Consider the following 21,390-nt stretch of genomic DNA (forward strand, 5'->3'; position numbering starts at 1 on the left):
ACACCCACACGAACCGCGAGAGCGTCCCCCCGAAACCCGCAACAACCGCGAGAGCGTTTCAGAGAAGTGTGAACATTCCCACGACCTGGCTTCGCATGCGGATCCATGTCATGGTCTGGGGGCGTCTCGCTTAGAATTGACTGAGATGTACGGACTTCGAAGCGCTTGATTTCGGGTTGCGTAGGATAACGAAACACGGAACGAGCGGCTGCGATTGCGCCAGTAGTCGGCTCACAACAGGAGGAATCCCCATGGCTGAGCACAACGGCGGCAATCGCGGCAGGAACGATCGCGGCACCTTCCGCGGAGCGAACAACTCCGGTGGCGATCCACGCGGATTCCGGTCCCGCGATGACCGCAATTCCGAGGGTCCAAAGCGTGGGGCGGACTCCGGCGACCGCAAGTCCTTCGGGGAGCGCAAGCCGTTCGGGGATCGCGACAGTAAGCCCTTTGGTGATCGTCCCCGTCGTGAGGGTGAGGGTGATCGTCGTGGCTTCGGCGGTGGCGACCGTGATCGTAAGCCGTTTGGTGATCGTCCCCGTCGTGAGGGTGAGGGTGATCGTCGTGGCTTCGGCGGTGGCGACCGTGATCGTAAGCCGTTTGGTGACCGTCCCCGTCGTGAGGGTGAGGGTGATCGTCGTGGCTTCGGCGGTGGCGACCGTGATCGTAAGCCGTTTGGTGACCGTTCGCGCCGTGAGGGTGAGGGTGATCGTCGTGGCTTCGGCGGTGGCGACCGTGATCGTAAGCCCATTGGTGACCGTCCGCGCCGTGACGGTGAAGGTGACCGTCGCAGCTTCGGCGGCGGCGGGGGAGAACGCAAGCCCTACGGTGACCGCGGCAACAAGCCTTACGGTGATCGTCCGCGCCGTGAAGGTGAAGGCGAGCGTCGCGGGTTCTCCGGCGGCGACAACCGCAAGCCGTTCGGCGACCGCCAGGACCGTGCACCCCGCAGTTTTGACCGCGGCGACTCCGGTCCGCGTCAGTTCGGTCGTGACCGCGCCGAGGACCGTCCGGCCCGTGTCCCCAATGCCCGAGACCTTCGCAGCGCCAACCGCCCCGACCGGGAACGTTCCCCTGAAATCGACGAGGATGTCACGGGCAAGGAACTTGACCGTGCCACCCAGCACCAGATTAAGACGCTGGAAGCCAAGAGCGCGGAATGGGTTGCCCGTCACCTCGTGATGTCCGGCCGCCTGATCGATGAAGAACCGGAGCTTGCTTTCCAGCATGCCCTGGCCGCGAGCCGGCGGGGTGGCCGCTTGGCAGCCGTCCGTGAAGCCGTCGGGCTGACCGCATATTCGGCCGGACATTACGGCGAGGCTCTGCGCGAATTCCGGACCTACCGCCGTATCAGCGGTTCCAACGTCCACCTGCCTGTAATGGCGGACTGCGAACGTGGCCTGGGCCGGCCCGACCGTGCCCTGGACGTGGTGCGTTCGGAAGAAGCCAATGACCTGGACGCACCGGGCAAGGTCGAGTTGGCCATTGTGGCAGCGGGCGCCCGGACAGACCTCGGACAGCTGGACGCCGCCGTCGCAGAGCTCGAAATTGCGCAGCTGGACATGAACCGCGCCTTCTCCTACAGCCCCCGGCTGTTCCGCGCCTACGCCGACGCCCTGGCCGCCGTGGGCCGCCAGGAGGAAGCCTCAAAATGGCAGAAGCAGGCTGTCGTTGCCGAGAATGCCCTGGGCCTGGGTGTCGACGAAGAACCTGACATCGTGGACCTGGGCTGGGACGAAGAAGAGGAAGCCCGCGAGGAAGCCCAGCGTCGCCGTCTGCTGGAACGTGCCGCCGGTGCTCCTGAAGAAGCCGCCGCGGCTCGGACGCAAAGCGAGGCGGCTCCTGCAGAAACGGGTGCGTCCACGGGTGTGGACGCCGCCATCGATGACGTGGAATCCGACTACTTCGAGTCTGATGACGCCGAATCCGATGAGGATTCGCTCGAACCGGATGAGTTGGAGCCCGGTGCTGTTTCTGCAGAGGCCTCACCGGACGTGCACGAGGAATCCGCCGACGCCGGCGACTTCGAGAACGCAGACGAAGCCGGCCTTTCAGAAGGACAGGACAACTAGCCCGCCATGACTGACGTTTCCCTGATCTCCCTGTTTGACGCACTCCTGGCAGACCTGGACGGTGTGGTGTACGCCGGCCCGGACGCCATCCCCGGCGCCGTCGAATCCCTGCAGCAACTCGCGGGTCTGGACATTGGCCTCGGATACGTGACCAACAACGCCTCCCGCACGCCCGCCCAGGTCGCCGCCCATCTGCGTGAACTGGGAGCGCCGGCCGAGGACAACCAGGTTGTCAGTTCCTCCCAGGCTGCAGCAGAACTGCTGTCCTCGATGCTGCCCCCGGGAGCCAGGGTACTGATCACCGGCAGCCCGGCGCTGGCCCAGGAGATCGAGCTGGTAGGACTGACGCCGGTCAGCGGCCAGGACGAGGATCCCGTAGCGGTGGTCCAGGGCTTCAATCCCGGGATCGGCTGGAAAGACCTGGCCGAGGCCTGCTACGTGATCTCCGCCGGGGCCCTCTGGGTGGCCACCAACACGGACTCCACCATCCCGCAGGCCCGGGGGATCGCTCCCGGCAACGGCGCCTTCATCGCAGCCGTTGCGGGAGCAACGGGCCAGACGCCCCTGGTGGCCGGCAAGCCCGAGGCTCCGCTTTTCCACGCCGCGGCAAAGCGGCTCGCCGCTGACCGTCCCCTGGTCGTGGGCGACCGGCTGGACACGGACATCCTCGGCGGCAACAACGCTGGCTTCGCTACGGTGGCCGTACTGACCGGCGTCGACACCAAGCGCACCATCCTGGCCGCGCGCACCGCAGAACGCCCGGACTACATGATCAGCGACCTCAGCGACCTCCACCGGCCCTACCCTGCCGTCAACAACACCGACGGGACGTACCGCTGCGGTGCTGCCTCGGCCCACGTCCGCGGGGACACGGTCAGGGTCCAAGGGCGCGAGGACGATCTTGACGCGTGGCGGGCTGCCTGTGCCGCATGGTGGGCCGCCGTGCCGGAGGCTGCCGAGGCCAGGGCACCCCAGCTCGAATGGCTTACCCCGTAGGTCAGTAGACTGGTTCAATGACTGAGCTGAACGACGAGCAGAACGGCCACGCAGCCCAGCTAACACCCCAATGGCCGGGGAATGCCGCGCCAAAAGTCAGCGATCCGGAGGTCGCGTCCATTGTTGCGGCCCTGGACGGCCTCGCGGACCGGCCTGTCGCGGTACACGACCAGGTCTACACGGAACTGCACGACGCCCTGCTGGAGGCGTTGAATCGGGACACTCCCCGTGAAGGAAAGGCCTGAGCATGGCACGGCTTGACCAGGCCCTGGTGGCCCGCGGCCTGGCGAGGTCACGCACCCACGCGGCTGCACTGATCGCCGAGGGCAAAGTGAGCTCGGCGGGGCAGGTCCTGTCCAAGGCCTCCCTGCAAATACCGGAGGAGAAGGACCTGGCGGTTCAACACACCGACGAGGACACCTACGTCAGCCGGGCCGGCCACAAACTCGCGGGGGCGCTGGATGCGTTCCCGGACGTTGTCGTGGAAGGCAAAAGGTGCCTCGACGCCGGTGCCTCCACCGGCGGCTTCACCGAGGTGCTCCTCAGGCGCGGTGGGGCACACGTGGTGGCGGTCGACGTCGGGCACGGTCAGATGGTGCCGCAGCTCCGGGAGGACGCCCGGGTGGCCGTGCACGAAGGCATGAACGTGCGCTACATGACGCCGGCGGACATCGGCGGGCAGGCCGAAATTACTGTGGCCGATCTCGCCTTCATTTCGCTGACCCTCGTGGTCCACCCACTTGCCCAGTGCACGCTGCAGGGCGGCGACCTGGTGCTGATGGTCAAGCCCCAGTTCGAGATCGGCAAGGACCGGCTGGGCCGCACGGGCGTGGTCACGTCCGAACGCGAACGCCGGATGGCGGTGGAAAAGGTGGCAAATTCAGCGCTCGACGCCGGACTGGACCTGTGCGGCCTGGCGGAAAGTCCCTTGCCCGGCCAGGACGGAAACGTCGAATACTTCCTGTGGATAAAACGCAGGATCACCCAAGACCTGCCTAAGATCGAAGAGCGCCATGCAGCCCTTGACGGTCTGCTTGGACGAATCTGGCCGAACCATTAGAAGGCGGAACCCGATGAGCAGGCGAGTACTTGTCCTTGCCCACACTGGCCGCGAGGAATCCTTAAAGGCTGCCTGGGAAGCCTGTGCCATGCTCCACGACTCCGGAATTGTGCCGGTGATGCAGGAGTCCGAACTGGCAGACATGGAGCGTTTTTTTGGCCATCTCACCCAGCCGGTGGAAATCCTGCACGACCACGTCCGGCTGCCGGACGTGGAACTCGTCATGGTTTTGGGCGGCGACGGCACCATCCTGCGTGCCGCTGAACTGGTCCGGGAAGTCGATGTGCCGTTGCTGGGCGTCAACCTTGGCCATGTCGGTTTCCTTGCCGAGAGCGAGCGGGCAGACCTGGCCCAGACGGTGGAGTGGATCGCACGTCGCGATTACACTGTCGAAGAGCGCATGACCATCGACGTTCAGGTCTGGGTCCGTGGCCAGAAGATCTGGCACACCTGGGCCCTCAACGAGGCCGCCATCGAAAAAGGCAACCGCGAACGCATGCTGGAGGTGGTCACCGAAGTGGATGAGCGCCCCCTGACGTCCTACGGCTGCGACGGCGTGGTGCTGGCCACGCCCACAGGCTCCACCGCCTACGCATTCTCCGCAGGGGGGCCCGTGGTTTGGCCCGAGGTCGAAGCCCTCCTGATTGTCCCCATCAGCGCACACGCGCTCTTCGCCAAGCCACTGGTGGTATCCCCGCGGTCACGGCTAGCCGTGGAAGTCCTCACCCGTACGGGGGCCCAGGGCGTGCTCTGGTGCGACGGCCGGCGTTCGGTGGATCTGCCGCCCGGCGCACGCGTGGAAGTGACAAAGTCCGCCACCCCGGTCCGGCTGGCCAGGACCCACCAGACGCCTTTCTCCGCCCGGCTGGTCCGCAAGTTTGAGCTGCCGATCCATGGTTGGCGGGGGCCCGTGCCCCAGTCGGATGCCATCCACACCGGGCCCATCCCGGTGGTCAGGACACTCGGGCCCATGCCGCCGCTTCAGGTTCCCGCCAGGGACCAGCCAGAAGACGAAACCGATCCCGCGAACGCAAAGTGAACCATGCTTGAAGAACTGAGAATCCGCGATCTCGGCGTCATCACGGACGCCACCCTGCCGCTGGGCCCCGGGCTGAGCGTTGTCACCGGCGAGACCGGTGCCGGCAAAACGATGGTGGTCACCGCCGTCGGCCTCCTGCTGGGAGCCAGATCGGACGCCGGGGCGGTACGCAGCGGCGCGAAGAGCGCCTCTGCGGAAGCCGTGCTGAAGCTCGACGCCGGGCACCCGGCGATCGCCCGGGCGGTGGACGCAGGCGCCGACGTCGAAGAGTACGACGGCGGCGCGGAACTTATTCTGGCCCGCCGCCTCGGTGCCGACGGGCGCAGCCGTGCCTTCCTGGGCGGGCGTGCCGCACCTGTTGGCGTCCTCGCCGAGATCGGCGAGACCCTGGTGGTGGTCCATGGCCAGTCGGACCAGATCAGGCTGAAGGGGGCCGCCGCCCAGCGCGGCGCCCTGGACAAGTTTGCCGGCGACGCCCTGGCGGGCCCGCTGGGCACCTACCAGGAGCTGTACGGCCGCTGGAAGGCCAGCCAGGCGGAGCTGGAAACCCTCCGCAGCGCTGCCCGCGACAGGCTCCGTGAGGCCGAGTCGCTGGAGATTGCGCTGGCCGAGATCGACGAGGTGGATCCGCAGCCGGGTGAGGACGAGCTCCTGAAGGCGGAGGCCATGAAGCTGGCCAACGTGGAGGAACTTAGGATCGCGGCAAACACCGCCCACCAGGCGCTCATCGCCGAGGACTACGGAGATGAGGGGGACGCCACCACCTTGGTGGACGCCGCGAAACGGACCCTGGAAAATGTCGCCGAACACGACGCCGAACTGGGGGCCGCGGCATCACGGCTGGCCGAAGTGGGCTTCCTGCTCAACGATATTGCCACGGAGCTTGCCAGCTACCAGGCAGGCCTGGACTCGGAGGGCCCGGAACGGCTCGCAGAGATCGAGGACCGCCGCGCTTCCTTGGCCAAACTGGTCCGAAAATACGCCCCCAGCATCGATGAAGTCCTGGTATGGGCCGGGAACGCCCGGGCCCGTTTCGATGAACTCCAGGACGACTCCACCCGGATCGAGACACTGGACGCCGAGGTGGTCCGGGCCGAGGCGGAACTGCAGAAGCAGGCCGCAAGCATCAGCAAAATCCGGGCCAAGGCGGCGAAAGACCTCTCCAGCCGGGTGAGTGCCGAACTCAAGGCGCTGGCCATGGCAGATGCCACCCTGGTGATCACCCTCGAAGGTGCCGGACAGCTGACACCGCACGGCGCGGACGAGATCTCGTTCCTGCTCCGGCCGCACTCCGGCGCTCCGGCGCGGCCGCTCGGCAAGGGCGCCTCCGGCGGTGAGCTGTCCCGCGTGATGCTCGCCATTGAAGTGGTGCTGGCGGCGGTGGACCCGGTCCCCACCTTCGTGTTCGACGAAGTGGACGCGGGCGTCGGCGGCCGGGCCGCCGTCGAAATCGGACGCCGGCTCGCGATGCTTGCCCGGCACGTACAGGTCCTGGTGGTCACGCACCTGCCGCAGGTGGCGGCGTTCGCTGACCAGCACATCACCGTCACCAAAACGTCGGTCCGGGGAGCCGACGGCGGCACTGTCACCGGATTCACATCCAGTGATGTGCGACTCCTCGATGGCACCGAACGCGTGAAGGAACTCGCCCGCATGCTCGCAGGCCAGGAAGACTCCGAATCGGCGCAGGCACACGCCCAAGAGCTCCTTGACGACGCAAAACTGCTTCCGCAACGGGCCTGACCGGCAGCCAACCCTTGATCCAAAGGGGTGCCGCCGTGCACACTGGATCATTTGGGGAACCAGTTCCTGATCCGGGAAAGGCTCAATTGATGATAGGCTCGAATTCCGTGGTGCAGCGATCAAATTCCCGTGTAAATTCCCGGTTCCCGGGTTCATCCAAGACGACCAAACACATCTTCGTAACCGGTGGTGTGGCGTCCTCGCTCGGTAAGGGACTGACGGCTTCGAGCCTCGGTCACCTCCTGCGGGCACGTGGCTTGTCTGTAACTATGCAGAAGCTCGATCCCTACCTGAACGTGGATCCGGGCACGATGAACCCCTTCCAGCATGGTGAAGTCTTCGTCACGGACGACGGCGCCGAGACGGACCTGGACATCGGGCACTACGAACGCTTCCTGGACGAAAACCTCGAAGGTTCAGCCAACGTCACCACCGGCCAGGTCTACTCCACCGTCATCGCCAAGGAACGCCGCGGCGAATACCTCGGCGACACCGTCCAGGTCATCCCGCACATCACCGATGAGATCAAGCGCCGCATGCGCCTGCCCGCCGAGGGCAAGAACGCCCCGGACGTCATCATCACCGAAATCGGCGGCACTGTGGGAGACATCGAATCCCAGCCGTTCCTCGAATCCGCCCGCCAGGTCCGCCAGGACGTGGGCCGCGGCAACGTGTTCTTCGTCCACGTCTCGCTGGTCCCGTACATCGGACCGTCGCAGGAACTGAAGACCAAGCCGACCCAGCACTCCGTAGCAGCCTTGCGCTCCATCGGCATCCAGCCGGAGGCCATCGTGATCCGCTCGGACCGTGAGATCCCCGAGGCCATGCGCGCCAAGATCGGCCGCATGTGCGACGTCGACCTGGAAGCTGTCATCGGCTGCCCGGACGCCCCCAGCATCTACGACATTCCCAAGACGCTGCACACGCAGGGCCTGGACTCCTATATCGTCCGCGCTCTGGACCTGCCGTTCAAGGATGTGGACTGGACCAGCTGGGACAAGCTGCTCCAGGCAGTGCACAACCCCAAGCACCACGTCGAAATTGCCCTTGTGGGCAAGTACATCGACCTCCCGGACGCCTACCTGTCCGTCACCGAGGCCCTGCGCGCCGGCGGCTTCGCCAACGACACCAAGGTCAAGATCCGCTGGGTCCCGTCGGACGAGTGCGAAACCCATGAGGGCGCCGTCGCGTCCCTCGACGGCGTGGACGCCATCTGTGTTCCCGGCGGCTTCGGCATCCGCGGCCTCGAAGGAAAGCTGGGCGCACTGAAGTACGCCCGCGAATCCAAGCTTCCGGTTTTGGGCCTCTGCCTCGGCCTGCAGTGCATGGTGATCGAATATGCGCGCAACGTGGTTGGCCTGGAGGGCGCATCCTCCAGCGAATTCGAACCCGACTCCAAGTACCCGGTGATCGCAACGATGGAAGAGCAGCTGGACATCGTGGAAGGCAAGGGCGACCTCGGCGGCACCATGCGCCTGGGCCTGTACGAGGCAAAGCTCGACGAAGGTTCCGTCGTCGCGGAAACCTACGGCAAGACCACCGTGAGCGAACGCCACCGCCACCGCTACGAGGTCAACAACAAGTACCGCGAGCAGATTGCGGCCCAGGGTCTCGTGTTCTCCGGAACGTCCCCGGACGGCAAGCTCGTGGAATATGTTGAACTGCCGCGCGAGGTCCACCCGTACTACGTGGCAACCCAGGCGCACCCGGAACTGAGCTCGCGTCCCACCCGCCCCCACCCGCTCTTCAGCGGGCTGATCAAGGCGGCCCTGGACCACCAGAACGCCCAGGACCTGGACGCACAGGACGCGCCGGCTGCCAAGCCGTCACGTACGGTTGCAGCACAATAGAACCGAATAAGTAGAGGACGGCGCGATGCCCGGTACACCTGAGACGACTCCAGCTGCAAAGCAGGTTTCGGATGCACCGAGCCCGCGCCGTCTTTTGTCTACGGAAAAGGTCTACGAGGGCCGGATCTGGGACGTGGTCAGCGACAGCTTCCAGCTGAGCGAGACCGGCGAGGCACTGACCCGTGATTACATCGACCATCCCGGAGCGGTGGCGGTTCTGCCGATGAACGCCGCCGGCGAGGTGCTGCTCATCAGGCAGTACCGGCACCCCGTGGGCATGGACCTCTGGGAAATCCCGGCCGGCCTGCTTGATGTCGAGGGCGAGGACTTTGTGGTGGGCGCTGCCCGCGAACTGGCTGAGGAAGCAGACCTCGCAGCCTCCACCTGGAACGTCCTGGCCGACTTTTTCAACTCACCCGGGTCCTCCAGTGAAGCCATCCGGATCTACCTCGCGCGCGGCCTCACCGAAGTGCCCCATCACGAGCGCCACGAACGGACCGACGAGGAAGCCGAAATCGAATTCCACTGGATCGCGCTCGACGACGCCGTGGCGTCCGTCCTGGCGGGACGGCTGCACAACCCGTCCGCCGTCGTCGGGATCCTGGCAGCAGCCGCTGCCCGTGCCGACGGGTTTGACGGGCTGCGTCCGGGGGACGCGCCCTGGCCTGCGCATCCCAGCCAGCGCTGATGACAGCCCCAACCTCCGCGGAAACTGCTGCCCCGGAAACCGAAGCTCCGCCCGTCCCTCCCCAGGCACCCATCCTCCGCGCCGTCACGGCTTACCTCCAGCACATGGGCGTCGAACGCGGACTGGCCCCGAACACGCTCGCCGCGTACCGGCGCGACCTGGCAAGGTACTCCCGATACCTGACGGCGCAGGGCTGCGAGAGTCCTGACCAGATCACCCGCCACCACGTCACGGGGTTCGTCCTTGCCCTCAATGACGGTTCCGACGGCGGCACCGCCCTGGGCGTCAGGTCCGCGGCCCGGACGGTGGTTGCCGTCCGGGGCCTGCACAAGTTTTGGGCACTGGAAGGGCTGACGACGACGGATCCCGCCAGCGACGTCCATCCGCCGATGCCGGGCAAAAGGCTGCCAAAGGCCATCAGTGTGGACGAGGTCACCCGCATTCTCGAAGCGGCCGGTACGGACACCGCCACAGGGCTCCGGGACCGCGCCCTTCTTGAATTCCTCTATTCCACCGGCGCCCGGATCAGTGAGGCCGTGGGCCTGGACGTTGACGACATCTCACTGCAGGACGATGCGGAAGGACCCGCGATCGTCCGCCTGTTCGGCAAGGGATCCAAGGAACGGCTGGTTCCGCTGGGCTCCTACGGGGCCCGGGCCCTGGACGCTTACCTCGTGCGGGCCCGCCCGCTGCTGGCGGCGAAGGGCAAGGGCACCCCGGCCCTCTTTCTGAACGCGAGGGGTGGCAGGATCAGCCGGCAGAGCGCCTGGACCATCCTGAAGGCGGCGGCAGATAAAGCCAACATCACCAAGGATGTGTCGCCGCACACCCTCCGGCATTCGTTCGCCACCCACCTGCTGGAGGGCGGAGCGGACGTCCGTGTGGTACAGGAACTGCTGGGCCACGCCTCCGTCACCACCACCCAGGTTTATACCCTGGTCACCGCGGACACCCTCCGCGAAATCTACGCCGCCGCGCATCCCAGGGCGCTCGGCTAAGACCGCTATAGGGTAGGGATATGACGTTCGTCCCTGTCACCCTGTGCTTCCTCACCCGCATCGAATCGGGCGTGTTCCAGGTCCTCCTGGGTACGAAGAAGACCGGATTCGGGCTGGGCAAGATTGTTGGTCTGGGCGGCCACGTTGAGCCGGGGGAGAGCGACGCGGAAGCCGCGTGCCGCGAAGTCCAGGAGGAAGCGGGCGTCGTAGTGCTTGAAGCCGACCTGCGCGACGCCGGCGTTGTGGCCTTCCACTTTCCGGCCCGCCCGGAGTGGAACATGCGCACCCGCCTGTTTGTGGCGGAGCGCTGGGACGGCGAGCCCTCCGAGAGTACCGAGATCCGGCCGGAATGGTTCGACGTCGGATCCCTGCCGGTGGAGCGGATGTGGCAGGACGCCGAGCACTGGCTGCCCCGTGCTCTGGGCGGGTCCCTGCTGCGGCTCACCGTGGTCCTGAACGACGACAACGAGACCGTCCGCGAAGTGCTGGACTACTCTACCCGCTGACGCCGAAACACAAACGGCGGGCCGGCCACCCCTTAAGGTGACTGACCCGCCGTCGTTCCGTGCTTGAGCCGGTTACGGCACGTGCCGTTCCTCCGGGCCGTTGTATTCGCTCAGCGGCCGGATCAGGGAGTTCGAGGCAGCCTGTTCCATGATGTGCGCGGTCCAGCCGGTGATCCGGCTGGCTACGAACAGCGGCGTGAACGTGGGGGTGTCGAAGCCCATCAGGTGATAGGTGGGTCCTGCCGGGTAGTCGAGGTTTGGCTTGATGGCTTTGGCCTCGTCCATGGCCTGTTCGAGCCCGTTGTAGAGTCCCAGCAGCTCCGGCCGGCCGTAGTGGGCAATCATCTTGTCCAGGGCGGCTTTCATGGTGGGAACACGGGAATCGCCGTGCTTGTAAACGCGGTGGCCGAAGCCCATGACCTTCTTCTTCTGTGCCAGGGCGTCCTCCATCCAGGCCTTGGCCCGGGCGGCGGCGTCCTCGAGGGATTCCTCGGGCCGGATGCCGATCTCGTCAAAGGTGTGCATGACGGCCTCGTTGGCGCCGCCGTGCAGGGGCCCCTTGAGCGCGCCGATGGCCGCCGTCACGGCCGAATGCAGGTCGGCGAGGGTTGAGGTGACCACCCGTGCGGTGAAGGTTGAGGCGTTGAATGAGTGCTCGGCGTACAGGATCATCGAGACGTTGAAGGCCTCAATGACCTCGTCCACCGGGTCTTCGCCGAATGCCATCCACAGGAAGTTGGCCGAGTAGCCCAGGTCCTCCCGCGGTTCCACCACGTCCTGGCCGCGGCGGCGCCGCTGGTCATAGGCAACGACGGCGGGCATGGCAGCGAAAAGATCCACAGCCTTGGCCATGTTGGCCTCCGGCGAGGAATCCTCAGCAAGCTGATGCCGCGCGCCCAGTACCGACGCCGCCGTCCGGCACACGTCCATGGGGTGGGCCGTGGTGGGCAGTGCGTCGATGACCTTCTTCACCACCGGATCCAGCGCGCGGCCGGCACGCTCGCGGGCAGTGAATTCCGCCAGCTGCTCCGGCGTGGGCAGTTCGCCGTTCCAGAGCAGGTAAGCCACCTCCTCGAAACTGCACTTTGCGGCCAGCTCCTGGACGGGGTAGCCGCGGTACAGCAGCGAGTTGGTGTCGGGGTTGACCTTGGAGACCGCGGTGTAGTCCACCACGACGCCGGCCAGGCCCTTTTTAATATCTTCAGCAGCCATGTTGAACTCCTTCGTTCTTGCGGTTTTCCCGCGGTCCTACCGGACGCCGGGAATCTGGAAGTTGAATACGCCGGTATCGAATTGGTTGTAGGCCTCGTAGTCCACAAGGTCATAGAGACGCGCACGGGTGAGCATGTTTTCCACCTGTGCTTCCTGGGACCCTGTTGCCTTGATCGATTCCAGCGTACGCTCTGCAGCGCCCATGGCAATGCGCAGGAGCGTGACCGGGTAAATCACCATGTTGACGCCCACCGACTGCAGCTGGTCAACGGTGAACAGATCGCTCTTGCCAAACTCGGTCATGTTGGCCAGGACCGGCACGTCCACCGCGTCGCGGATGGCCTGGAACTCGGACAGATCCTTCATGGCCTCCGGGAAGATGGCGTCGGCGCCGGCGTCCACCAGGGCACGGGCCCGCTCCTGGGCGGCCTCGATCCCCTCGACGGCCCGGATGTCGGTCCGGGCCATAACGAGGAAGTTCGGGTCGCGGCGCGCGTCTGCCGCAGCCCGGATACGCTTGGTAGCCGTGTCCAGGTCCACTACGTTCTTGCCGTCCAGGTGGCCGCACCGCTTCGGGTTGAACTGGTCCTCGATGTGGCAGCCGGCCAGCCCGGCGTTTTCGAGTTCCTGGATGCTGCGGGCCACGTTCATGGGCTCACCGAATCCGGTGTCGGCGTCCACCAGGCAGGGCAGGTCGGTCATGCGGGCGATCTGCCCGGCCCGGGTGGCAACCTCGGTCAGGGTAGTCAGGCCGATGTCCGGCAGGCCAAGGTCGTTGGCCAGCACAGCACCGGAGATGTACACGCCGGCGAAGCCCTTTTCCTCGATCAGCCGTGCGGAAAGGGGACTGAATGCGCCGGGGAACTGCACGATGTTGCCGGAGGCGAGCATCTCCCGCAGTGCCACACGCTTCTGTTCCGGCGTTGTTTTGGAGTACAGCATGGGTTCTCCCTGTCAGAGGTTGGAAGTGGGTTGCCTAGAAGAGGCCGGCAGGGGCGTCGCTGAGGTTGATGACGCCGGGGGCGGCGGTGATGTTCAGCTGGTCCAGCTCGCCGGGGCCGAGGTTGGGAAGGTTCTCGGCGGCCGCGAGGAAGCGTTCGATTTCCTCGTCGGCGACGATGCCGGCCGCCAGCGTGCGGAATTTGTTGATGTACTGCTGGCGTGCGAAGGGCCGAGCGCCGAGCGGGTGGGCGTCGGCCACGGCGATCTGGTCGGTGATGACGGTGCCGTCGTTGAGGGTGATCTCCACGGAACCGCCGAAGGCCTTTTCCGAGATGTCCAGTGAGTGGTAGCGGCGGGTCCATTCCGGGTCTTCCTCGGTGGTGACCTTGTGCCACAGCTCCACGGTGTCGGGCCGGCCGGCGCGCTCGGGGGAGTAGGAATCGACGTGGTGCCAGGAGCCGTCCTGCAGGGCGACGGTGAAGATGTACGGGATGGAGTGGTCCAACGTTTCGCGGCTGGCCGTGGGGCTGTACTTCTGGGGGTCGTTGGCGCCGGAGCCGATCACGTAGTGCGTGTGGTGGCTGGTCTTGATCAAGACCGACTTCACGTTGGCGGGGTCGGTGGCTTCCGGGTGCTCCTTGTGCAGCTTGCGGGCCAGGTCGATCCAGGCCTGGGCCTGGTATTCGGCGGAGTGTTCCTTGGTGTAGGTGTCCATGATGGCGCGTTTGGCTTCGCCGGCCTCGGGCAGCGGCACTTCGTAGGAGGCGTCCGGGCCGTCGAGCATCCACGCGATGACGCCGTCTTCGCCTTCGTAGATCGGCACGGGGGAGGTCTGGCCGCGCATGGCGCGGTCCACGGCTTCAACGGCCATCTTGCCGGCGAACGCGGGTGCGTGGGCCTTCCAGGTGGAGATCTCGCCCTTGCGGGACTGGCGGGTGGCGGTGGTGGTGTGCAGCGCCTGGCCGACGGACTGGAAGATGGTCTCGACGTCGAGGCCCAGGAGAGTGCCGATGCCTGCGGCGGCCGACGGGCCGAGGTGGGCTACGTGGTCGATCTTGTGCTTGTGCAGGCAAATGGCCTTCACCAGGTCGACCTGGATTTCGTAGCCGGTGGCGATGCCGCGGATAAGGTCCCGGCCGCTGGCTCCGACGTGCTGCGCGACAGCCAGGATCGGCGGGATGTTGTCGCCGGGGTGCGAGTACTCAGCCGCCAGGAAGGTGTCGTGGTAGTCGAGTTCGCGGACGGCCACACCGTTGGCCCAGGCCGCCCATTCGGGGGAGACCCTGTCGGTGATGCCGAAGACGCCTGAGCCCTTGCCGTTGGTGGTGGGTGCGTGGGTCAGGGCCTGGGCGCGGGCAGCGACGATGGGGCCGCGGTTCAGGGAAGCGATGGCAACGGATGCGTTGTCGATGACCCGGTTGATGACCATTTCGGTGACGTCCGGGGTGACCTCGACGGGGTCGGCGGCGACCTCTGCGATCTTGTGGGCCAGCTGGTCCTCGCGGGCGAGGTTCTCTTCGCTCTTGTAGACACGGACGTGGTTGAGCTTAACCATGGTGCTCCTCATTCGGTGAGTGGGTGGCTTTGACGTGGGAAAGACTGCGGTGCAGATGCAAGGTGGTGGCTGCTTCAGCGAGTTTGGCGTTGCCGGCAGCGATGGCCTCGGCAATGGCCGCATGCTCGGCGGCCGCCGCGTTCAGCCGCTGGGCGTCATCGGCTGCGAGGCGGCGAACCCGGACCAGGTGGACCCGCAGGCTGCGCATTGCCTGGGCGAGATATGAGTTGGAGATGGCGGCGTCAATCGCCTCATCGAGTCGCCCCACCAGCGCGTAGTACGCGTGCCGGGCGGGGTCGTCCTGGCTGATCAGTTCGGGGGCGCGCAGCAGGTCGGCATGGAGCTGTTCGAAAACAACGCGCTCGCCGCGTTCGGCGGCCAGCGCCGCCGCCTTGCCCTCGAGGGTCTCACGCAGCTCGAACATCTCGTCGATGTCTTCGAGGGAGATATCGGTGACGACGACGCCGCGGCCGCCCGCCGCCGTCGTGAGCCCTTCTGCGTTCAGCCGGCTGAGCGCCTCCCGGACAGGGGTGCGGGACACCCCGAGGCGTTCGGATTGTTCCACTTCGGCGAGGACGGTACCTGGCGCGAGGCGCCATTCAATGATGTCTTCGCGGAGTGCAGCATAGGCTTTGTCGCTGGCTCTCAAGGTTTCCTCCCCTCGTTGCGTGGATGATCCTCAGTGTATACACGAAAGGGCATTTCCGCCTAGACCTTTCCCTGTTTGCCTGACTTCAGCCGCTCTTATGTATACAAAACCCTTGTGCCGGGACGGTGCTGCGCATAGCATGGAGGGCAAATGTCAGCGTCGACGGGAGCTCATCATGGTGGGTATGAATTATCAGGAAACCTATGCGCGGAGCCTGGAAAAGCGTGACGAGTTCTGGCTGGAGGCGTCGAGGGCGGTGTCCTGGAGCACGGCACCGACTGCGGCGCTGGATGACTCGGCGGCTCCGCTGTACCGCTGGTTTCCGGACGGCATGCTGAACACCTGCTACAACGCCCTGGACCGGCACATCGAAGCCGGCCGCGGCGACCAGGACGCCCTGATCTACGACTCGGCGATGCTGGGAATCAAGCGCAGCTACACCTATTCCGAACTCACAGCCCTTGTGGCACGATTCGCCGGGGTGTTGCGCTCGCAGGGCGTCGGCAAGGGCGACCGCGTGGTCATCTACATGCCCATGATTCCCGAAGCGGCCATTGCCATGCTGGCGACCGCCCGGCTCGGAGCGGTGCATTCGGTGGTCTTCGGCGGCTTCGCGCCGAAGGAACTGGCGGCGCGGATTGACGACGCCAAGCCATCGGTCATCGTCACCGCCTCGGGCGGCATTGAACCGTCCCGGCGGGTGGAGTATCTGCCGGCCGTCGCCGAAGCCCTGGATCTAAGCAGCGCCGGCACGCTCCCGGTCATCGTCAAAGGCCGGGAAGGCTTCGCTACCGCGATGGCCGACTTCCCGGGATGGCTGGACTGGGACAAAGCCATGGAACACGCTGTTCCGGCCGCACCCGTGGACGTGGCCGCAACGGATCCCCTCTACATCCTTTACACCTCCGGCACCACGGGCACACCCAAGGGTGTGGTGCGGGACAACGGCGGGCACGCCGTCGCCCTGTCGTGGACCATGGCGAACATTTACGACATCGGACCCGGGGACGTGATGTGGACGGCTTCCGACGTGGGGTGGGTGGTGGGCCACTCGTACATTGTTTACGGGCCGCTGCTGGCCGGCGCCACGACGGTGCTGTACGAGGGAAAACCCGTGGGCACTCCCGACGCCGGCGCGTTCTGGCGCGTTGTCCAGGACCATCACGTGAATGTACTGTTCACGGCACCTACGGCCCTCCGGGCCATCCGGAAAGCCGACCCGCAGGCGGCGGAGCTTGCCCGCTACGACATCTCCAGCCTGCGGACGCTGTTTGCGGCGGGAGAACGGCTCGACACCGAAACCTACCGCTGGGCCGGCGAGGTTTTGGGTGTCCCGGTGGTGGACCACTGGTGGCAGACCGAGACCGGGTGGGCTATCTGCGCCAATCCCCGCGGCTTGGAGGATTTGCCCTTCAAGCCCGGGTCACCCACGGTGCCGATGCCAGGCTTTGCGCTGAGCATCGTGGACGGCTCCGGCGAGCCGGTGGAACAGGGGGAGGAAGGCAACATTGTGCTGGGCCTGCCGTTGCCGCCCGGGACCCTGACTACGCTCTGGCGGAACGATGACCGCTACGTGTCCTCCTACCTCGCGGCCTTCGAGGGCAGCTACGTTACGGGTGACAGCGGTTACCGGGACGCCGATGGCTACGTCTTTGTGATGGGCCGCACCGATGACATCATCAACGTGGCAGGCCACCGCCTGTCCACCGGTGCGATTGAGCAGGTCATCTCCAGCCATCCGGCTGTCGCCGAATGCGCCGTCATTGGCGTGGCCGACCCCCTCAAGGGGCAGCGCGCCAGCGGCTACGTGGTCCTCAAAGCCGGAGTGGACGCCGATGAAGACCAGCTTGTCCGTGAGTTGGTGGCCCTGGTGCGGAAAGACATTGGACCGGTGGCCGACTTCAAGCACGCCACGGTGGTGCAGGCCCTGCCTAAGACCCGGTCGGGGAAGATCCTGCGCAAGACGATGCGCCAGATTGCCGACGGCGACGAGTACGTAGTCCCGTCCACGATTGAGGACCCTGACGTCCTGGGCCAGTTGGTGGGCGTGCTGCGGCCGGACGGCGCCGCCTAGGAGCGGTTCCAGCCGTATTCGTTTTCCGGACGGCCCGGCGTCCCGTAGCGGGGTGCGCGGGTGAGGATGCCGGCATCGGCAAGGTATTCCAGGTAGCGGCGGGCCGTCACCCGCGACATGCCCAGTGCGGTCATGACCTCGGTGGCCGAAACGGCGCTCCCTTGCCGCTTCAGGTACTCCTTGACGGAGTCGAGGGTGGAACCGGACAGGCCTTTTGGCAACGGCAGCTCCGACGGCGCCCGGAGGCTCGCGAACGCCTGGTCCACCTCGCTCTGGGACGCCCCGGCCCTGCCTGCCCCGGCTGCCGGGGCCGCCAGCTGTTGCCGGAACAGCCGGTAGCTGCCGAGCTTGTCCGCGAACGTCGCAAAGGTGAACGGCTTGATCAGGTACTGGACCACCCCGATGGCCACGGCACTCCGGACAATCGCCACCTCGCGCACGGCGGTGATCGCGATGATGTCCGCCAGGATCCCTGCGGACCGCATCCGCCGGGCGATGTCGAGGCCATGCAGGTCCGGGAGGTTCATATCCAGCAGGACGAGTTCCACCGGTTGGCCGGCGGCAGCGAGCTCGGTCAGCAGCCTGAGCGCGGACTGGCCGTCCGGTGCGGTACCTGCCAGCGAGAACCCCGGCATCCGCCCCACGTAGGCCGCATGCGCGGCCGACGCCACGGGTTCGTCCTCCACCACCAGGACGCGGATTTCACTCACAGGACCTGCTCCTCTTGATCGATCCCCACGGCTGCCGGCAGAAAGACGTGGAAGCATGCGCCGTGTGTGCCGGTGATGGTCATGGTACCGTCCAGGCGCTGTACGGCCTGGCGGACCAGGGCCAGGCCAATGCCCCGCCCGAAGGGGCCCGCAGCCTTGGTGCTGAAGCCCTGCCGGAAAATGTCCTCCACCGCAGCCGGATCCACGCCCGGGCCGGAGTCCTCCACTGTGATGTCCAGGCCCTCGGCGTCGGACTCAACGGTCAGCTGCACGGACTTCGGCGCCGGGCTGTCCGCGGCGGCGTCGATCGCGTTGTCCAGGAGGTTTCCCAATATGGTGACAAGGTCCTGGACCGCCAGGCCGGCCACGGACGCAGATCCCTGGGCGTCGAGCGTCAGCCTGACCCCGCGTTCGTTCGCTTCCGCAGCCTTTCCCATAATCAGGGCGCTGAGAACGGGCTCGTCCACGGAGTTCACCATCTCGTCCGTGAGTTGCTGGCTCAGTTCCAGGTCCTGGGTGGCAAACTCCAGGGCCTCCCGGGTGCGGCCCAGCTCCAGCAGGGAAACCAGGGTGTGCAGCCGGTTGGCGTGCTCGTGGGTCTGTGCCCGGAGGGCGCCCGACAGCGTGCGCATGGTTTCCAGTTCGCTGCCCAGCGACTCGATCTCAGTCCGGTCACGGATGGTGGCCACTGTACCGAAGACGGCAGGTCGGCGGATGCCGGAGGAGACCGGCTCAACGGCCGGACCCTGGTTCACCACCACGATCCGCGGACCCGTCAGGTGGATCTCATCGTGGGCCGTCCGGCCCGATTCGAAGAGGTCCTTCAGGCTCGGTGCCACCGGCAGGTCCGCCAGCAGCGGCGGCCGGGAAGGATCGTTCTCCGGGCCGCGGGGCTCCAGGCCCAGCAGGTCTGCCGCCTGGTCGTTGAACATCACCACCCTGCCTTTGGTATCGATGAGGATAAGTCCTTCCCGGACGGAGTGAAGCACCGATTCGTAGTAGGCAAAGAGCTGCGCCAACTGCTCGGGCCCCCAGCCGCGGGTCACCCGTCGCAGGTAACGGCCCAACAGCCAGGAGGCCAGCGAGCCGCCCACGAGGAGAGCCCCGCCGAGGGCAAGCAACGCCGGCAACCGGCCGGACAAGGCCACATCGACTGTCCGTACGGTGACCCCCGCGGCAACCAGGGCCTTGACGTTCCCCGCCGAATCCTTGACCGGAACCACAGTCCGCACCGATGGTCCCAGTGTTCCGGCAGTGACTTCGGTAAATACCTCACCGCGCAACGGCGCATCGATGGACCCGATGTACGGCTTGCCGAGCTCCTCGTTCCGGGGATGGGTCCAGCGGGTCCTGTCCGGGGCCATGATGGTGACAAAATCCGCCCCGGAGCCCGCCATCACGTCCAGCGCATAGGGCTGCAGCACTGCGGACGGGTCCGCGGTGCCGGCGGCCTGCAGGACCAGGGGATTGGCTGCGACGGCGGCCGCCACACCGGTCATCCGGCGCCCGGCTTCCTCGTAGCTGCGGTCCCGCGCGTCCACATAGGTGGCTGTGCCCACCACCGCGATGAAGGCCAGCACAATCAGCAGATTGGCAACAAAGAGCCTTCGGGCGATACTCCAGCGGTGGATCATCAATCACCTCCCATGACCAATATGAACGCAACGGTGAGCTGAGTCACGGTGTGCCTAATGATGGATATCACACCGACGGACGCGATGAGCCCAGAGAATGAGCCGCAGCGTCTACCAGATTATCCACATAAGGAGACACACCTTGGCTTCTCAACGAGGAGAGTCAGCAGCGCCTGCAAAGGCCGCCCGAAAGGGCCTGGACAAATCGCATTACCTCTACATGGCCGTCATTGCCGCCGTCATTCTGGGAGCCGTCGTCGGCCTGATGTTCCCGGAGGTCGGCAAATCACTGAAGCCCCTCGGCGACGGCTTCATCAAACTCATCAAGATGATGATCGCACCCATCATCTTCTGCACCATCGTCCTGGGCATCGGCTCCATCGCCAAAGCCGCAACGGTCGGCAAGGTGGGCGGCCTGGCGCTGGTCTACTTCGTGGTCATGTCCACCTTTGCGCTCGCAATCGGCCTGGTGGTGGGCAATCTCATTCACCCCGGTGAGGGCCTCAACCTGACCCCTTATGACCCCAACAAGAAGGCTGCCACGGACAGCACCGTGGACTTCCTGCTGGGCATCATTCCCGGCGACATCCCCGTCCTGCCCACACTCCTCGCGGCCATCCTCGTTGGTTTTGCGCTGCAGAAGATGGGCCCGCAGGGTGCCCCGATCCTCAAGGCCATCGGCCACGGCCAGGCACTCGTCTTCCGGATCCTCATCATGATCATGTGGCTCGCTCCCGTTGGTGCCTTCGGTGCCATCGCTGCTGTTGTCGGCGCCACGGGCTTCCAGGCAATCATCAGCATGTTCACGCTGATGGCCGCCTTCTACATCACGTGTGCCCTGTTCATCGTGGTCATCCTGGGTGGAATCCTCCAGGTTGTTGCCGGTGTGAACATCTTCAAGCTCATGAAGTACCTGGCCCGTGAATACCTGCTGATTTTCTCCACCTCGTCCTCCGAGGCTGCCCTGCCGCGCCTCATCGCCAAAATGGAGCATCTGGGGGTTTCCAAGCCGGTTGTGGGCGTGACCGTACCCACCGGCTACTCCTTCAACCTTGACGGCACCGCCATCTACCTGACCATGGCGTCGCTGTTCGTGGCCAACGCCATGGGCATGCCGATGGATCTCGGAGCACAGGTTTCGCTGCTGATCTTCATGATCATCGCCTCCAAGGGTGCCGCCGGCGTCACCGGTGCCGGCCTGGCCACCCTGGCGGCCGGACTCCAGGCGCACGCACCCCAGCTGCTGGGCGGCGTGGGCATGATTGTCGGCATCGACCGCTTTATGTCCGAGGCCCGCGCACTGACAAACTTCACCGGCAACGCTGTCGCCACCGTCCTGATCGGCACCTGGGTGAAGGAGATCGACGGCGAGCAGGTCACCAATGTCCTGTCCGGCGCCATCCCCTTTGATGAGCAGACCATGATGGCCGGCCACGGCGACCGGATGGCTACGTCCCCCGCAAATCCGGAGGTCACGGCGCACGCCTAAGATGTGCCCCTGAGCCTGCGATGAAACCGCCCGTGCAGCCCGGCTGCACGGGCGGTTTGCATGTGCGGAAGATTAACCTTCGACTTCTACCAGAAGGTCAAGGCTCAGAATGCACACAAAGTCAAGTTCCCTCGAATACCGTGTCGGGGCCTGTAGCCTAGGTGAAAAGCAGG

The 21,390-nt window shown here is 65.8% G+C and carries 19 protein-coding genes; 12 read left to right on the forward strand and 7 right to left on the reverse strand.

What is annotated here, in order from left to right; genetic code table 11:
* Positions 1–1,229, reverse strand: a 1,229-nt coding sequence (locus NQJ30_RS16245) for a hypothetical protein (RefSeq protein ID WP_255771151.1), incomplete at its 3' end; no start/stop codon positions are given.
* Positions 1,230–1,259: 30 nt separating this feature from the next.
* On the opposite strand from NQJ30_RS16245, the gene NQJ30_RS16250 reads away from it, so the two are divergent.
* The 10 genes from NQJ30_RS16250 to NQJ30_RS16295 all read left to right on the forward strand — a co-directional run bounded on the left by NQJ30_RS16250 (position 1,260) and on the right by NQJ30_RS16295 (position 10,952).
* Complete coding sequence (locus tag NQJ30_RS16250; RefSeq protein WP_255771152.1) at positions 1,260–2,072, forward strand: hypothetical protein; 813 nt, start codon at positions 1,260–1,262, stop codon at positions 2,070–2,072.
* A 6-nt stretch (positions 2,073–2,078) separates the two neighbouring features.
* Positions 2,079–3,068 carry an HAD-IIA family hydrolase gene (locus tag NQJ30_RS16255; protein WP_255771153.1) on the forward strand — a complete coding sequence of 330 codons (990 nt, stop codon included), beginning with the start codon at positions 2,079–2,081 and terminating at the stop codon, positions 3,066–3,068.
* Positions 3,069–3,085: 17 nt separating this feature from the next.
* Complete coding sequence (locus NQJ30_RS16260) at positions 3,086–3,313, forward strand: hypothetical protein (RefSeq protein WP_255771154.1); 228 nt, start codon at positions 3,086–3,088, stop codon at positions 3,311–3,313.
* A 2-nt stretch (positions 3,314–3,315) separates the two neighbouring features.
* A complete protein-coding gene (locus NQJ30_RS16265) occupies positions 3,316–4,128 on the forward strand; it encodes a TlyA family RNA methyltransferase (protein WP_255771155.1) in 813 nt (270 codons plus the stop codon).
* Positions 4,129–4,141: 13 nt separating this feature from the next.
* Positions 4,142–5,167 (forward strand): NAD kinase, encoded by a 1,026-nt coding sequence (locus tag NQJ30_RS16270; protein WP_255771156.1) that lies wholly within the window; start codon positions 4,142–4,144, stop codon positions 5,165–5,167.
* A 3-nt stretch (positions 5,168–5,170) separates the two neighbouring features.
* Positions 5,171–6,910, forward strand: coding sequence for a DNA repair protein RecN (gene recN / locus NQJ30_RS16275; RefSeq protein ID WP_255771157.1), 1,740 nt, complete (start codon positions 5,171–5,173; stop codon positions 6,908–6,910).
* Between the two features lie 89 nt (positions 6,911–6,999).
* Positions 7,000–8,760, forward strand: coding sequence for a CTP synthase (locus tag NQJ30_RS16280; RefSeq protein ID WP_255771158.1), 1,761 nt, complete (start codon positions 7,000–7,002; stop codon positions 8,758–8,760).
* 25 nt (positions 8,761–8,785) lie between these two features.
* Positions 8,786–9,448: an NUDIX domain-containing protein gene (locus NQJ30_RS16285; RefSeq protein WP_255771159.1), complete on the forward strand. Its 663-nt coding sequence runs from the start codon at positions 8,786–8,788 to the stop codon at positions 9,446–9,448.
* Positions 9,448–10,446, forward strand: a complete 999-nt coding sequence (xerD, locus tag NQJ30_RS16290) for a site-specific tyrosine recombinase XerD (RefSeq protein WP_255771160.1) — start codon at positions 9,448–9,450, stop codon at positions 10,444–10,446. The genes NQJ30_RS16285 and xerD overlap by 1 nt, the downstream gene beginning before the upstream one ends.
* A 20-nt stretch (positions 10,447–10,466) precedes the next feature.
* Positions 10,467–10,952, forward strand: coding sequence for an 8-oxo-dGTP diphosphatase (locus NQJ30_RS16295; RefSeq protein WP_255771161.1), 486 nt, complete (start codon positions 10,467–10,469; stop codon positions 10,950–10,952).
* A gap of 72 nt (positions 10,953–11,024) precedes the next feature.
* Here the strand turns inward: NQJ30_RS16295 and NQJ30_RS16300 are convergent, their stop codons facing one another.
* The 4 genes from NQJ30_RS16300 to NQJ30_RS16315 are packed head-to-tail and all read right to left on the reverse strand — an operon-like array spanning position 11,025 to position 15,310.
* A complete protein-coding gene (locus tag NQJ30_RS16300) occupies positions 11,025–12,164 on the reverse strand; it encodes a bifunctional 2-methylcitrate synthase/citrate synthase (RefSeq protein WP_255771162.1) in 1,140 nt (379 codons plus the stop codon).
* Positions 12,165–12,200: 36 nt separating this feature from the next.
* On the reverse strand, positions 12,201–13,106 hold the full coding sequence (gene prpB / locus NQJ30_RS16305; RefSeq protein ID WP_255771163.1) for a methylisocitrate lyase: 906 nt from the start codon (positions 13,104–13,106) through the stop codon (positions 12,201–12,203).
* Positions 13,107–13,140: 34 nt separating this feature from the next.
* Positions 13,141–14,661 carry an MmgE/PrpD family protein gene (locus tag NQJ30_RS16310; RefSeq protein WP_255771164.1) on the reverse strand — a complete coding sequence of 507 codons (1,521 nt, stop codon included), beginning with the start codon at positions 14,659–14,661 and terminating at the stop codon, positions 13,141–13,143.
* Positions 14,654–15,310 carry a GntR family transcriptional regulator gene (locus NQJ30_RS16315; protein WP_255771165.1) on the reverse strand — a complete coding sequence of 219 codons (657 nt, stop codon included), beginning with the start codon at positions 15,308–15,310 and terminating at the stop codon, positions 14,654–14,656. Before NQJ30_RS16315 ends, NQJ30_RS16310 begins: the two co-directional genes overlap by 8 nt.
* 175 nt (positions 15,311–15,485) lie before the next feature.
* Here NQJ30_RS16315 and NQJ30_RS16320 point away from each other — a divergent pair, with 175 nt between their 5' ends.
* Entirely contained in the window at positions 15,486–17,384 is a 1,899-nt protein-coding gene (locus tag NQJ30_RS16320; protein WP_255771166.1) for a propionyl-CoA synthetase, read from the forward strand.
* Here the strand turns inward: NQJ30_RS16320 and NQJ30_RS16325 are convergent.
* A complete protein-coding gene (locus NQJ30_RS16325) occupies positions 17,381–18,094 on the reverse strand; it encodes a response regulator (RefSeq protein WP_255771167.1) in 714 nt (237 codons plus the stop codon). The two genes, NQJ30_RS16320 and NQJ30_RS16325, sit on opposite strands and share 4 nt — an antisense overlap.
* Entirely contained in the window at positions 18,091–19,728 is a 1,638-nt protein-coding gene (locus tag NQJ30_RS16330) for a sensor histidine kinase (RefSeq protein ID WP_255771168.1), read from the reverse strand. The genes NQJ30_RS16325 and NQJ30_RS16330 overlap by 4 nt, the downstream gene beginning before the upstream one ends.
* 142 nt (positions 19,729–19,870) lie before the next feature.
* Between NQJ30_RS16330 and NQJ30_RS16335 the strand changes: the two genes are divergently transcribed.
* Positions 19,871–21,217: a cation:dicarboxylate symporter family transporter gene (locus NQJ30_RS16335; protein WP_255771169.1), complete on the forward strand. Its 1,347-nt coding sequence runs from the start codon at positions 19,871–19,873 to the stop codon at positions 21,215–21,217.
* Positions 21,218–21,390 lie beyond the last annotated feature (173 nt).

The sequence above is a fragment of the Pseudarthrobacter sulfonivorans genome (assembly GCF_024391045.1).
GTDB classification, from domain to species: domain Bacteria; phylum Actinomycetota; class Actinomycetes; order Actinomycetales; family Micrococcaceae; genus Arthrobacter; species Arthrobacter sulfonivorans_B.

Excerpts from the sequence above, each read along its gene's own strand:
- NQJ30_RS16285 (WP_255771159.1), top strand. The coding sequence starts at position 8,786 with ATGCCCGGTACACCTGAGACGACTCCAGCTGCAAAGCAGGTTTCGGAT.
- NQJ30_RS16265 (WP_255771155.1), top strand. The coding sequence starts at position 3,316 with ATGGCACGGCTTGACCAGGCCCTGGTGGCCCGCGGCCTGGCGAGGTCA.
- NQJ30_RS16320 (WP_255771166.1), top strand. The coding sequence starts at position 15,486 with ATGGTGGGTATGAATTATCAGGAAACCTATGCGCGGAGCCTGGAAAAG.
- recN (WP_255771157.1), top strand. The coding sequence starts at position 5,171 with ATGCTTGAAGAACTGAGAATCCGCGATCTCGGCGTCATCACGGACGCC.
- NQJ30_RS16255 (WP_255771153.1), top strand. The coding sequence starts at position 2,079 with ATGACTGACGTTTCCCTGATCTCCCTGTTTGACGCACTCCTGGCAGAC.
- NQJ30_RS16295 (WP_255771161.1), top strand. The coding sequence starts at position 10,467 with ATGACGTTCGTCCCTGTCACCCTGTGCTTCCTCACCCGCATCGAATCG.
- xerD (WP_255771160.1), top strand. The coding sequence starts at position 9,448 with ATGACAGCCCCAACCTCCGCGGAAACTGCTGCCCCGGAAACCGAAGCT.
- NQJ30_RS16310 (WP_255771164.1), bottom strand. The coding sequence starts at position 14,661 with ATGGTTAAGCTCAACCACGTCCGTGTCTACAAGAGCGAAGAGAACCTC.
- NQJ30_RS16270 (WP_255771156.1), top strand. The coding sequence starts at position 4,142 with ATGAGCAGGCGAGTACTTGTCCTTGCCCACACTGGCCGCGAGGAATCC.
- NQJ30_RS16280 (WP_255771158.1), top strand. The coding sequence starts at position 7,000 with ATGATAGGCTCGAATTCCGTGGTGCAGCGATCAAATTCCCGTGTAAAT.
- NQJ30_RS16300 (WP_255771162.1), bottom strand. The coding sequence starts at position 12,164 with ATGGCTGCTGAAGATATTAAAAAGGGCCTGGCCGGCGTCGTGGTGGAC.
- NQJ30_RS16330 (WP_255771168.1), bottom strand. The coding sequence starts at position 19,728 with ATGATCCACCGCTGGAGTATCGCCCGAAGGCTCTTTGTTGCCAATCTG.
- NQJ30_RS16260 (WP_255771154.1), top strand. The coding sequence starts at position 3,086 with ATGACTGAGCTGAACGACGAGCAGAACGGCCACGCAGCCCAGCTAACA.
- prpB (WP_255771163.1), bottom strand. The coding sequence starts at position 13,106 with ATGCTGTACTCCAAAACAACGCCGGAACAGAAGCGTGTGGCACTGCGG.